This is a genomic window from Luteolibacter arcticus (genome assembly GCF_025950235.1).
GTDB lineage: Bacteria > Verrucomicrobiota > Verrucomicrobiia > Verrucomicrobiales > Akkermansiaceae > Haloferula > Haloferula arctica.
Map to the genome: position 1 here is coordinate 228,616 of NZ_JAPDDT010000007.1, position 13,589 is coordinate 242,204.

The 13,589-nt window shown below is 58.6% G+C and carries 4 protein-coding genes; all 4 read right to left on the bottom strand.

Annotation, left to right across the window (positions count from 1 at the left end):
• Genes drmA through drmD form a run of 4 tightly spaced genes read right to left on the bottom strand, consistent with a single transcriptional unit; the run spans nt 1 to nt 13,398 of the window.
• On the bottom strand, nt 1-3,474 hold the full coding sequence (drmA, locus tag OKA05_RS16970) for a DISARM system helicase DrmA (RefSeq protein ID WP_264488367.1): 3,474 nt from the start codon (nt 3,472-3,474) through the stop codon (nt 1-3).
• Nucleotides 3,471-5,552, bottom strand: coding sequence for a hypothetical protein (locus tag OKA05_RS16975; protein ID WP_264488368.1), 2,082 nt, complete (start codon nt 5,550-5,552; stop codon nt 3,471-3,473). Before OKA05_RS16975 ends, drmA begins: the two co-directional genes overlap by 4 nt.
• A gap of 5 nt (nt 5,553-5,557) precedes the next feature.
• The gene (locus OKA05_RS16980; protein ID WP_264488369.1) at nt 5,558-10,168 is read right to left on the bottom strand and encodes an Eco57I restriction-modification methylase domain-containing protein; all 4,611 of its coding nucleotides are present in this window, start codon (nt 10,166-10,168) and stop codon (nt 5,558-5,560) included.
• A 5-nt stretch (nt 10,169-10,173) separates the two neighbouring features.
• A complete protein-coding gene (gene drmD / locus OKA05_RS16985; protein ID WP_264488370.1) occupies nt 10,174-13,398 on the bottom strand; it encodes a DISARM system SNF2-like helicase DrmD in 3,225 nt (1,074 codons plus the stop codon).
• Between the last annotated feature and the right edge of the window lie 191 nt (nt 13,399-13,589).

Genomic DNA, 13,589 nt, shown 5'->3' on the forward strand with positions numbered 1-13,589 from the left:
TCAGGCGCTGGGTTGGGAGGCTGGGAGGTGGAGTCCCCCTGTGATCTGTTCGTTGAGCTCCTTGATTGAGAGCTCCGTGCTGGTCTCCACGTCGCGCATCGAACGGTTCGCCCGGAATTTACGAAATTGATCCGGCAAGGTTTCGAGCGAGGTATCCAAGAAATCATGCAGTAAAGCAACGGCACCACTCTGTCGGTCCTCCCGCTGATATTGGATGCTGGAATTTTGCTTGTTCTGCCACTCCAGAGCGATGGCTTTCCAATCATCCACCATCGCTCGGCAACGATTTAGGACGTAGTGATACACTTCCGAGGTGGGCATTGAGGGCAACTCGTCCGGCCGGTGGTCGCGGGCACGTTCCGCCAAGAGCTGGCAAAAGTGTTCGAGGCGGGCGTTGAGGTCCGGCGTAAGGATTCGCTGTGCTCCTAGCGCGGGGGTCATGCTTTCGACAGCGTGGCGGATCATCCCAACCATCGTTGCGCCCAGCGCTCTATCGAGCGCTCGGGGTGAAAATGGCGTGACGCTGGTCGCCTCGACGGATCGATAGAACGACTGATGATACAGTTGGAACTGTTCGAAATGAGAACGGTCCCGGGGCTTGTGGGGATTCAACAAGGTGATAACCAGCCCCGGCCGTGTGACCTCACGTCCGACTCGGCTGGTGGCCTGGATGTATTCCGAGCTGCCCTTCGGTTGTCCAAGGACGAGCATCAGACCGAGACGTGTGACATCCAGACCGACGGAAATCATGTTCGTCGCGAGCACCACGTCGCAGCCTTCTCCGGCGGCATGGGGTTTGCCCATTTTCTCCTTCGTCTCCGCGACCTCCTTGGTGGAAACCCGCGAAGTGAGTTCGCGAATCTGGCTCATATCGATGCTCCGATCCGTGAAAAGGTCCTCGGCTGGCTCCAGTCGACGTCGGTTCGCGAAGCGATCCAGTTGCATCAGAACTTCATCCTCCACAATGCGGCGGCTCCCCCCGAGTTCTCGCAGGCTATTAAAGTAGCCAAGCAACGTCATGTAGGGGTCCGCGCTGACTTTTGCCTCCGGATCGCTGCTAAAATACAAGGCCTGCGCCCGACTCATGATTGCGAGTGAGACCCGAAGAAAGACCTTCTTAAGGCTGCGACCTTGCGCGGCGATTCCTAGATAGAGCCGGCCATTGGTTTTCTCCTTTGCTGGGTCGATCCCCACCGTCCGGGCAAAGAACGAGTCTTGCCGATGGATCCCGGGAGATGGAAAAATGCGCGTCGTCGGCCTACCAAAGAGGGCCTGGATTTGTCGGTTCGCCCGCCGCACCGTGGCGGTGGAGGCAATGATCTTCGGCACGCGGACTTTCTGGCCATCGATGGAATATCGCTCGCAGAGCTTCTCTATCGCCGTCTCATACACGCCAGCGATGGTGCCGAGCGGGCCGGAGATCAGGTGAAGCTCGTCTTGGATGATCAGGTCCGGCCCTGGCAGCACGTCTTCCATTTTTGTGCCTTTGCCGGCATCCATCGGACCGTAGAAACCGAGGGCATCATAGCGGTTTACGCGACCGAGCAAAGCTCCCGCACGGCCTTCCCAAGGCAAAGCGGCGAACTTGTCCACGGTGGCGATTAGGAAACAGGGCAGACGGCGATAGATGGGTTCGTCCACGGTGAGAATCGGCAACCCTGTTGCCTGGGAGAAATCACACTCGTAGTTGTGACAAGTGACTTGGAGATTCGTGGGGGACGCCTCACTAGGCACCATCTTGAAGCTCCGATCATTGAAACGCTCACCGCACCATGGACAGCTTTCCAAAGGAATGGGCGCCGGATTGGCGCTGCTATTCTCCCGGAAGCGCTTGGTTTTGATGTAGGCAGTTTGATCCTGGCCTGGCCCCGTGTAACCGCGATGTCCCAGCCTGTTAGGTGTGGCTCCGGATCCCACCCAAAGACCGATCTCAAATGGCCACTCGCCGAGTGCGGCGGGATCCTTCCGCCGTTCGAGTTCAAGTGCGCAAATCAGCCCGGCGGCGCGGCCGAGCTGGTCGAGCGTGAGCAGGCGCAGCGTGTAGCGCATTAATACGCTGACCCCTGCGGAGCGGATGCCGGGATACGTAAGCCGCCTATGCAGGAGCTGAAAGGCCGCCAGGCCCAGATACGCTTCGGTCTTTCCTCCGCCGGTGGGGAAGAACAGCAGCTCCACAAACCGCCGTTGATCGTTCTGTGGATCCGCAAGGCCCGGCAAATTCAACAGAATGAAAGCGAGCTGGAAAGGCCTCCACTGGATTTGATCCCGTGGCAGCTCCTTGAGACGGCGCGCTGCCGCCTCCAACATGCAGTGGTTTGCCAGCGTGAAAGCGCGGAAGGCCTCCGCATTGGTTTCGAGCAGGGCTATGCCTTGCTCGATGCGATCCGCTGCCGAGCGCGCTTCATTGACGAGGTGCAGCGCTACATTCTTCCGCTTCTCTGATGGCAAAGTCGCAGCTTCCTGCTTCTGGCCGTCCAACCAGTTCCGGTATTGCTCAACTAGAGGGCGCAAGGCTCTTCCAAGTGCGGAGGCATCCGTGAAGGCGGCCAGCACTGCCATTCCGAACTCGACCTGCGGAATGTCACTGGCAATCACGCGTTCCACTTCGTAGTGCGGTACCCAGCTTGTTTCCACACTTGTGACTGCCGCACCAGGGCGGCTGTCGTAAGCAACGCTGACACCGTGGCCGATTCCGTAATCCAGCACGTCGCGGAAATGAAGATCCGCCAGATCATGATCAGCGTCCGCATATTGGGCTGTCGCCAGCCCACGCAAATCCGGACGTCCCACCAAGCCCTGAGGGCAGCTTACCCGCAGCTTGGCTTGAAAGGCGCAACTGCGGTAGGAGTGATCCTTGTCTGCGACCCGGTGATTGACGAGAAACACCGTCACCGCCCGGCAAGCAGGTGGCAGGCCGCCGTTTCCGTGCGCCGGACGGGAGATGCAGGACAGCATCATGCCACTGGCATCTCCTGACTTTACCCGGCTACCCGGAATCTCCAATGGGGTGGGTTCCGGACTTAAGGAATTCAAGGGAACAGGCAGTACTGCGGCTTTCGGTAGTCGCCGGTAGCCGTAGAGCTCCTTCGGCTCGTCCTTCTCGCCCTTCGTCAGGTATCGTTCCTCGATGTAATCTCCCCATTCCACCTGCACTTCGATTTCCACCGCCTCTGCTGGAACAATCACCGTCAGCCCCATGGAAGACGGCAGGTAATTCCCGCCCGAAGCCGAGCGGTCCACCGGGGCGTTGTCGTCGAATCCGCCCAGCACAGGGGCCTCATCAATTTCGTCCTGCACGGTGTCATCCAGCCTCGTTTCGAGATCGGCCTTCACCGGCACAAGAAATCCGGTGAGATACCACTGCGTTGGCGAATCGCTCAGAAGCTCCTTGGCACAGGCATGGCCGTTGCCGGGACCTATCAAATCGAGTTCCAGCGTTGCAGCGAGGTCAGTTCGGGTTTCGCGGGAGGTCATGAGATGAGGTCGATGTTTTCCAAATTGATCCCTAAGAGACGACCCGTATCAGTCGACGAATCCAGAACTGGTTCGAGACGCCACGGCAGCTGATTCAAATGGCCCGGTGGTGCCTCCGTGGTGGTAATAATGTACTGGAACGATGGTTCGGGACCTGACAACAGCGCGAGTTCATGCACCGTAGTGAAAATCGCAGAATAAATGCTTCGGGCGAGGTCGGACTCCCGCGGGCTGTCGTGGATGAGAAATCGAGGGTGCTGGCAATCCCGGTTTGTGAAGCCGAACACCATCGCTGCCAGGTCGAAGGCAAGCCACTTGGTTACCTTTAGCGCCGCGCTTTCCCGTTTGCCCCCAAAGACGATTTCCGGGTGAATTGTTTTTCCAGCTTTGATCTCCACTTCGCCGGCAACCTTCCTGCCGAGTAGCTGTTTGGCGAAGTGATCGTAGAGCCGTTGGAATCCGCGGACTGCGGAATCGTGTTGTTCAGAGAGTTTTTGCAGGCCGGCGGTCAACTTCTGTTTCTCTTCGTGATGGGCGTCTATTTCCACGTTCCACTTATTCAGATCTGCATAGGATTGCTTGAAGGAATGGAGGTGCGTTTCGATCTGTCCGGCTTGCTGATTCGGGTAGTTGATCCTGGCGAGCTCGGTTGCGTGCAACGCTCGCAGGCTATTCACCTTGGATTGTATGGTATCGAGAACGCTTTTGCGGTCGGCCACGATCTTCGTCCGACGGGCAAGCTCCACTTTGTCCCGGGCGATTTCGTCTTCTTTCGGACCCTTGGGAGAGACGGCGATTTGCTTTACGGCTTCTACAACCTCATCGGCGTCAGCTGGGCGTTCATGGGCAATCCGGCAATTGGCTCTCCATGCGTCGGTCATGTAGTGGGAGCAGTAACCCGGAAAAGGTCCCAGCCCCTTCATCATTCGGTTCATTCCGTCACGCCTTCTCGGCTCGATCGCGAGAGGCTTGGGTAGTGTCTCTCCCTTCAATTCCGCTTCCTTCTTCTCGATCAGTTCTTCCAAGTCCGTCGCCCAATCGTCAGCGAATGCCCAAGAGGCTCTGACATTGTCTAGTTCCTTGATAAGCGGCGACATCTCCTCCTCATGCCGCTTCTTCGCAGGTGCGAGGTCCACGCTTTCCCGGAGAGCTTTGACCTGCTGGTCTAAACTCTGTTTCAACAAGTCGGCTTCTGCTTCATCGGGGTTGGGAATCTCGACCCCTCCGAGAATGACGGAAAGACGCTCACGGTCGTTCTGAACGATACTCTCTTTGCGGGGGCGTTCGCGAACCTTGCGTTCGTGATGCTCCGACTCGCGGGCGTACTTTTCCAACAGTTCCCTTTCCTGGCTATTAAGGAGGCCAAGAACCAGGCGGAGAATATGTCCCCGGTCGTCATGAGAAAGAACGGGGCTCTTGTGCTCGCTGTCCTTATGGCGCCATTCCAGCAAGCCACTGTAGTGGGCTTCCTGGTCTCGTGAGAGCCAGGGGAGAAGGCGCTGCCAATCAAGTTCCTTTTGGGAGTCAGGCAGCCGCTTTTCGCTCAAATTACCGAAGGCGGCGGATTCAAGTGCTCCCTGATAATCCTTGAAACCTTGCCGGGGCGGTTTTTCCGGAAAATCGAAGTCCAACGACTCGCCTTTGAAGGCGAAAGAATGGTGGCCGTGATCACTGAGCGGGCGACCGACCAGCCAGCGTTCCCCGCAGATGAATACTTCACCTGCAAGCCAAGGATTGTCGAAGTGACGGCGTAGGCCTTCGAGAAAAGTCGTGGTCCCGGCGGAGTCTTCGTTGAGGAGGTGACGGACGAGACGGCAAAAGGTGGACTTGCCCGCACCGTGGCCGCTCAGACGGTTTTCCTCGGGATTGGCCCCTTCCGGATTGGCCCAGAGAATATTGAGGCCGCGGTGGAGAGTGAAGACGCGTAGCTTGTTGTCCTCCACGGGTTTCCAGTCATTGAAGACGCCGATTTTTGAGACCCAGATGGAAGGTTCGTCACGCCCCGGTAACGGCGTGAATGAGAGCGGTCTTTCCTCCTGTGTCAGTTGCAGTTCTGTATGAGAGGGGGGAGGATTCATCGTGATCAGGTAGCGAGTTCGTAAACCTTGGATTCAAGATGCTGCATATCGAAATCACCAACATCCAGCGCGAGATCTTCGGCAAAGGGCGTGGAGATCCTCAATGCCAGCCACGCGTCGTAACCGACGTGCGGCTCTACGTTGCGTACGATACCGTCCTGAAGCTCGAAGACCGGCTCACCGTTAGGGCTTTTGTCCGTGAACAGATTTCGGCCTCCCAGATTGCGAATCGCTTGAAGGAGGTGTTCTGGACCAGCGGACTGATCCCAAGCCTGTTGCCAAGCCTTCGCCCTCTCTTTTTCGTCGGGCAAGGCGTGGCTGAGCATTAAGCGCGGGGACGTGGCGAGAATATAGGCGTCACGGAGACGACGCCATGGCAACGGGCCTTGGGCTTCGTGAAAAAGAGCGGCAACAAGCGCGGTGGCGTAGATGTTCGGGTCATCCTCACGAATTCGCGTTGTCTGGGGGGGATGGCGTACCGTGGATTTAGATGCCGAGGATTGGAAAAGATCCAATCCTTCTGACCCGAACTGTAGCGACTGTTGTCCGAGGCGGGGGCTTGCATCCGAGTTAGGTGCAGGAAGGTAGCGACCGGCTTTCTTTGCCGCTTTCCGGGCAGTCTTTTTCGCGGCTTTCTTGGCAGCTGGAGCGTGAAGTCCTTGGCGAACTTCTTCGGCGTGGAGTTTGGCGTTGAGTTTGAGGAGTCGGGCGAGGACTTCGTCGCGGGTGGCGTCGGGCCAGCGCCAGCGGATGCTTCTGGGGATGGGCTCGCCACCTTCTTCCTCGGATTCGTCATAGTAGTCGGGAATGAATTTGCTGACGGTTCGCCCTTCTTCGATGAGATCGCTCCAGTCGTAGGAAATGAGCACAGCCTTATCTAAGGCGGCATGGAGTTCGCGTAGACGGAAGATGCTGGGACTTGTTTCCTCGGGGTCGTGGAAGCGGTTGTAGATCTTGGTCAGCCCCTCGTCGTGCTCAACCATCAGCGCAGCCCGAGCCTCGTAATAATCGCGCCCCGCCGCCTCCAGCGCTTCGTCCGTCTCCCAATTAGCGGGGAATGGAAAGGTTTCGAAGCAGTCGCTCGGCGTGTAGCGAAGGTCGTCCTTCATCGAACCCGAAAAGAAGCGCGCCCAAAGTTCGTGAGAGTAGGATTGAAGAATGCCAAAAGCTGCGAGCTGCGAAAGCGCAAAAACTACCGTCGCGTCTGAGAACACGCCCAAGCGTTGCATTACAGTTACCGTCCAGTTCGGCTGATGCCGTGAACAAGCGAGAACATGCGGGAGGTTCTTCACTGCAAAGTAGAGCTCGGGAGAGTTTCGCGAAAATTTCCACCAGAGCTTCATGCGCTTTTCCTTATCCTTACTGGGCTTAGCCTTGTAGGCCGCCTCGCGCTCTGGCTTCACTTTGGCTTCCGCAATTGCAACTAGCTCGGGAAACAGTTCGCGCGCCTCTGCTTCTTCAAGGTCGCTAAGGTTGAAGATGAAACGATGATGCAGATGCGTTGGCGACGAATTGATTTCCTCGCCGCCGATGTAAGGTAGAATTCGCGCCTTTGTTGAGGGAATCGCGTTCAGTTTGTGCATTTCAGACAGCGGCGAGGCCACTCCCGAGTCGTCTGTATCGTCAAAGGTGAATCCCATTCCCACGACAACGCTCCCTTGGAAACTTTGCGCATTTCGGGCTCGCAAAATCGAGGGGTCGTCGTTTCCGCCATCATGAAACAAGAATGCTGTGATTAGGTCGACCTTCCTCCCGTCAAGGATTCTTGGCGTGGGGGAAGCGCCTTTCCCGACATGGACTACACTCACTATGACGGCGGCCTCACCAGGCCATTTCATGCGGCGAATAGCGTTATAGATTGAACCGCCGTGATTGCAGATCCAACGGAGACCAGATCTCCTCGTATCACCCTGCGCAATTGTATTTGTCGTTACAAATCCGACAGTCCCATCTGTGCGCAGGTGGTGAAATGCGCGCCTAAACATGTGAGCCGCCAAGTCACTATTTCCGTGGCTTTCTTTGTGAAGGGTGAGCAGCCAGTCGATGTAGGAAATGTGATTTCCTTCTGAAAGAGTGCTCCTGCCTGCATACGGAGGATTGCCGACGACGGCATCAAAGCCGCTGGTCTCTCGCAAAAAGACTTCGGGAAACTCAATTTCCCAATGAAACGGAATGACAGAATGGGGCGTGCGATGGCGAAAATTGGTCACGAGTTTGCCAACGGCGTCGCTTTTATCTGGCCGAAAACCATGCTTCGGATCGCTCTCTAACAGGGCGTCGAGGTATTGTTCGCGCAGGGCGGCACGAACCTTGGGTTTGTCGCCTGCGAAGAAGGCGGCGAGACAAAGATCACCGGCGCGGCGCACGGGGTCGAGGGCATGGTCCGCAAGGGCGAGACGTTGGGCTTTGAGGCCGGGGAGCATATAGTCCCCCCCTTCGAGAATCTCGCGCCGGTAACTCATGGCACGTTCGAGAGCCTTTTCCAGATCGGTCTGGCCGAAGATTCGTTCCTTGGCTTCCTTCGCATTTAGATCCCAGTGGAAGGCGATGATCTGCTTTTTGTCTAGGCCGACGAGGGCGTCGCCGGTGCGCAGCGAGTGGTCGAGGAAGGTGAATGGGTGGTCCTTGGCGAGAGTGGCGAGCCAAAGAGAGAGCTTCGCGAGATCGGTCGCCATGGGATTGCGATCCACGCCGTAGAGGCAGCGTTGGGCGACAAGACGGCGGGCGTGGAGCAACTCGTCCTCATCCGGTGGGATGACGGGCTTGCCGCCATGCGCAGTCCACGCGGCGACGAGGGCATCGCCAAGTTGACGGCAAGCCTCGACGAGGAATGCACCGGAGCCTACGGCCGGGTCGCAAACCTTGAGATCGAGAATCTGCTGTGGAGTAGGTTTTTCCCCGAGCCGGGCGAGGATGGGTTCCAAGGTCTTTTTGACGATGGGCGCAGTGAGGGCTCGTGGGGTGTAATGAGAGCCGGAACGGCGGCGTTCGTCGGTGGGCTGAAGAAGATATGAGCCGGGCCGGAGTTTTTCCGGCGAGGCTTGGCGAGCGATCTTGCGCTCCACCGCGGCGAGGAGATCGTCGTGGGTAGCGGCATCCTTGAGCGTGGTGGCGACCTTGCCGGTGAGCTTGTGGTCGGTGAGCTTTTGGAGGCGTTCGACGCGCTTGGCGGAGGGGGTGGCGAGGAGGGCATCGAGATCGAGGAAGGTGGGTGCGCCTTTACTCTTGGCGGGTTTGAGGGCGATGGAGGAGCCTTGGGCGATCTCCAGGGTAAAGCCGATCATAGTCTGATAGACAGAACCGATCTGCTCGACATCGAGGGTGCGGTAAGAAAGGCGCTCTCCCCGAAGGATGAGAAGCTTTTCCAAAATGCTGTGAATGGTGCCATCCGAGATCGTGGGCAGCTGGCCTTCCGGGGAGCGAATATCGCTGCGGGCCTCGGCGCGGCCTTCGAGGAAGGGGAAGCGATCGGGATCGAAAAGGTGACCCTCGCGTGGAGGCATTTCCAGATCGCGATGACGGTGGCCACCGTGGATGAGGCGGAAGAGAGTCAGGAGCTGCGGCCAGGCACCGAAGCGCTGGTCCATGGTGTCGTGATGAAGAGCAGCATCGCGGTTCAGTCGCTCGAAGAGCGAATGAAGTGAGTAGTGCTGAGTGAAGAGAGGACTGGAGGGCAGCAAGCCACGGTCCTCGGCAAAGAGGAGGAAGACGAGGCGGAGGAGGACGGTGAGCTGGCCGTGGTAAACTTCATCCGGATTCCGCGCCATGACAACGCGGAGGAGATCGCCGTTGACGCGGGCATCGGCTGCTTGGAAACCACGCACGAGTTCATAGAGGGCCTCCAACACCTGCTCGGCGAGCGCGGTGGAGACGCTGGCCTGCATGTTACGGCTGTGGCGAAGCAGAGCGGGAAGCTGGTTCTTCGCGTCGCCAAGAAAGAGCATGGCGCGGCCCAGCAGCAGCTCGAAGGCACCAAGGATGGGGCGGCCCATGGTGCTGAGCATGTCCGCATAGCGAAGAGTTAGATGGCCGGGATTCTCGCCTTGTGGAGCATAGACGAGGCGGATGGCAGCCTTGGAAAGAAGCAGGCCGGCGGGCACGCCGGTCTCACGCAGGAGGCGCTCCAAGCGGCGGGTGGCAGAGGTGAGCCAGGTATTCGGGATGACTTCGTAAGGTTTGTCGAAGTCTCCCTCGGGATGGCCCGAGGCGAAGAGCAGGAGCTGGTAGGGCGACTGATCGTCGGAGAGGTTCTGCCGCTGACTGCGCGGAAGATGGATCGCGGCGAGGGGCGAGAGGACCTCGGCACTTTCCTTCAAGTAAAGGTGAAAGCGATCCGGGAGTTCGCTGGCATCAACCCACTCTTGGGCGGGCCACTGGAGGAATTGAATGGCTAGGGCCTTGAAGTCGGTAACTTCGACAATGCCGTTTCCCTCGTCGTGGTGCTGGCAGGCGGAAAGGTGATCGATGAACTCGATCTGACGTTGGCGCTGGGCCTCATTGTAGTAATGTCCCCGATCCACCAAGGCGGCGGCGGACACGACGAGGCCATCCGGCTGGAGGTAACCAAGCCAGCGTTTGTGGGCTTCGAGGGAGCGGACGATCTCTGGGGCAGACATGGGCTTTATTTCTGGGGCCAGAGATAGACGAGGCCAACGGGCTCGATGCGGGTGGTCTTGATTTCGTAGAACTCGCGGATGCGGGCGGGTTCGGACTCGATTTGCGTGGTGAAGTCTTCCAACCATTTGCGCTGCGCCTTGGTCTCACGCTCGACCTGGGCTTGTTCCTCGAAGTTGAAGAGCTCGAGCTGGTCTGGCGGGAGGGCATCCTTGAGTTTGGCTTCAACGCGCTTCTTCTGGCCTTCGAGGAGCTGGATCATGGCCTTGGCCTCGGCTTCGGAGCGGGCGTGGAGTTTCTTGCGGGCATCAGCTTCGGAGTCCTTGGCGCGGTCTTCGAGTAAGGGCAACAATTCTGCGACATCGGCCGGGATGGAGTCGAGGAGAGCTTGGCGTTCGTCAGCAGGAACGGAAGTGCCCGACGACAACATGGAGCGCTCGAGGATTTCCAGAGTGCGGGCTTCGGTCTCGCGGGCGTAGGCTTTGAGCGGGGCGGAGCCGCGTTGGGCAGGCGGCTTCCAGGGCGCGGTGATGGTAATTATTTCCTCGTGGAGGCGAGTGGCATGCTTGCCGAAGAGGCCGAGCCGCCCAAGCAGGATGACGCGCGGGACGGCATCGTCCGACTGAGCCAGACAAGCGCGGGAGATGTCGTGATTGACGAAGCCCTGGCAGAGAAAGCGGGAAAGCAGGCGTTTGGCGACGCGGTGGCCGAGGTGGATCTGAACGGTGGTGTCGTCGATGGTGGGGGGCGCGGTGAAGCGGATGGGACGGATGGGACTATCCTTCCGCCATTGGTGATCGCGGCGACCTTTTTCCGGAGCTGCGCGAAGAGTGTCGAGGGTGGTAGTCCAACTCGGATCGAGCGCCTGCTCGGTGGCGATCTTCGGGAATGAGTAGCACGTTTCACCATCGGCGGTGGTTCCGGATGGAGACAAGGGCGAGTAGTGATTGAGCCGGAGGGAGGTGGAAAGCGCCTGCTCGAAAGCTTCATGGGAGTAGTTGATCGCGCGCCGGGCTTGGTCGATGCGGTTTTCGAGCGTTTTCACCTGAGCTTGCAATGCGTCCTGGCGTTCGCGGGCTTCTTCAAGCTCTGCTTCGGCCACGGCTTTTTCCTCTTGGGCATCCTCCTGATCAATGCTGGTGATGAGGTCAGAGACTTGGGCCATGCTAATGCCGAACTCGAGCTTGCGGGAAAGGCGACGGTCGAGGACCTGGGAGAGGCTGCCGAGTTCCTGCTGGATGCGGGAAGTCTTCTTCACGAGGGCATCAAGCACGCGATCTTCCTGGCGCTGCTGGTAAACGAAGTAGTGACAGAAGACCTGTGGCTCGGGCTGGAGCTTGCGGTCGATACGGCCATTGCGCTGCTCTAGTCGGCCGGGATTCCACGGAATGTCGTAGTGAAAGAGGTGTTGGCAGTGGGACTGGAGGTTGATGCCCTCGCGAGCGGCATCGGTGGCGAGCAGGATTCGGACGGGATGTGCACCGGGTGCCGAGTTGAAGGCTTTTTTGATTTCCTCCCGCGAGTCGCTGGAGGTGGAGCCGCGGAAGATGAGTATGCGCTCGTCCGATCGGTCAGTGCCGGCGAGGGCGGCGTGGAGCATGTGACGCAGGTAAGTGAGGCTAGCGTCCCACTCGGTGAAGATAATGACGCGCGTATCGGTCCAGGTGGCACCCGGTTGGGCTGACTGGTTTCCTCGGGCGATGCCGTGGCATTGGTTCCCGGCGATCCAATCGAGGAGCTTGAGCACTTTGGCGTCCGGCCGGTAGCGGGCCTCGCTGGCGAGATCGACCATGTCGTGGAGGAGCTGGGTAGCCTCCTGGTTGAGCTGAGTGATGGGGTCGGCGTTGCGTAACTCGGCGGCGAGGAGATCTTCCTGCTGTTCTTCATCGAGCTGAGCTTCCTCGCAATCGGGGTCGATGCCCCGGGTGAGAAAGGCGGTGTCGGCCGTGGGAGAGAATTTGCGCTCAGCCGTCTCGGCGTGTTTGGAGATGGTGCGGGCGAACGCTTCCGGGCTGGAAAGGAGTCGCTGTTGGAGGTGGGAAAAGACGATGAGCGAGCGGTTGCGGATGTGCTTGGCTTCGTTTTTCACCTGCTCCTCGCGGATGGCTTGGTAGCGGGCGAGCATTTCGCTGAGGCGGAGCTCGGGGGCGTCGGTAGGCAGGCCGTCAATGTCTGTCTGGCAGATCACGCGCTCCGGGAAGCCGCCTTCCAGTGCACGAATGTCGCTTTTCAGCCGCCGGATCATGACATCGGTCAGGTTGGCCTTAACGACGGGAACGCCTCGCACAAAACGCTGGGGGTCGAGGATTTCCAGCAGGGCTGAGAAGCTGTTGGAGTGCCCGTTGTGCGGGGTGGCGCTCAGGAAAATTCGATGATCGAACCGTTGGGCTAGCTCGCGAATGACTCGTGTGAAGCGGGAGTCGATGGCGTATTTCGAGCCGCTGGCCGGTGCGGCATGGTGGGCTTCATCGAGGATGAAGAGGGCGTGCGGCTTCTGCTGGTCGAGCCAATGCTTGAGCGGCTCCGAGTAGGTATCGTCGATGAGGAGGCGGTGGGAGACGAGGAAGTGCGGGTAGGTCGTCCAAGGATTGACGGCGAAGCCCTGCTGCTGGCGGACGCCTTCGATGTATTCGCGGTCGAGGACTTTGAACTCGAGGCCGAAGCGGGAATCGAGTTCGGCCTTCCACTGGTGGAGCATGGAAGGCGGACAGGAAACAATGACGTTTTGAATGCGCTTTCGTAGGAGAAGCTCGGAGGCGATGAGGCCGGCTTCGATAGTTTTGCCGAGGCCGACGTCATCCGCGATAAAGAGGTTCACCCGCGGCAAGCGCAGCGCTTTGTGCAGCGGATCGAGTTGGTAGGCGTCGAGTTTGATGCCGGCGCGAAAGGGCGACTGGAAAAGGTTAGGGTCGGTGGCAGTGACGCATTGCCAGCGAAGGGTATTGTAGAATGAGGCGAAGTATTCCCGGGAGTCGAAGTCGCGGGCTCCGTATTTTTGGCCGATCGATTCCCACGCTTGCCGGGTAAGAATCCGTGTATCCAATTCGGCTTCCCAGAGAACAGACAAAAGCTCCCCTTGGGCGGAGTCATCTAGGCAGGCCAGATCCACGGTCGTTCCATAGGGAGCCCATTCACTGAATTCCACGACGTGGACGCGAGACCTTACTCGAACGACGTCACCAATCAGGGGCGTTTCTGGATTTCGGGAAATGAGGAGATTTTGTGACGTCAAAGCTCACGAGAGATATCCGATTCCTTCCTTGGTTCCAGAGCAAAGAGCGTGGTGGCGAGGTGATCCAAATTATTCATAACGGTCTTACAATCATTGTGAACTGTTCAACTTTAGCCAATCGGCCCCCGCGCCAAATGTAGGGCAGGCATTTAGACCTCGGTGGTGTTGGAGCATTCTCCAGACAAACGGCC

Excerpts from the sequence above, each read along its gene's own strand:
- drmA (WP_264488367.1), bottom strand. The coding sequence starts at position 3,474 with ATGACCTCCCGCGAAACCCGAACTGACCTCGCTGCAACGCTGGAACTC.
- OKA05_RS16975 (WP_264488368.1), bottom strand. The coding sequence starts at position 5,552 with ATGAATCCTCCCCCCTCTCATACAGAACTGCAACTGACACAGGAGGAA.
- OKA05_RS16980 (WP_264488369.1), bottom strand. The coding sequence starts at position 10,168 with ATGTCTGCCCCAGAGATCGTCCGCTCCCTCGAAGCCCACAAACGCTGG.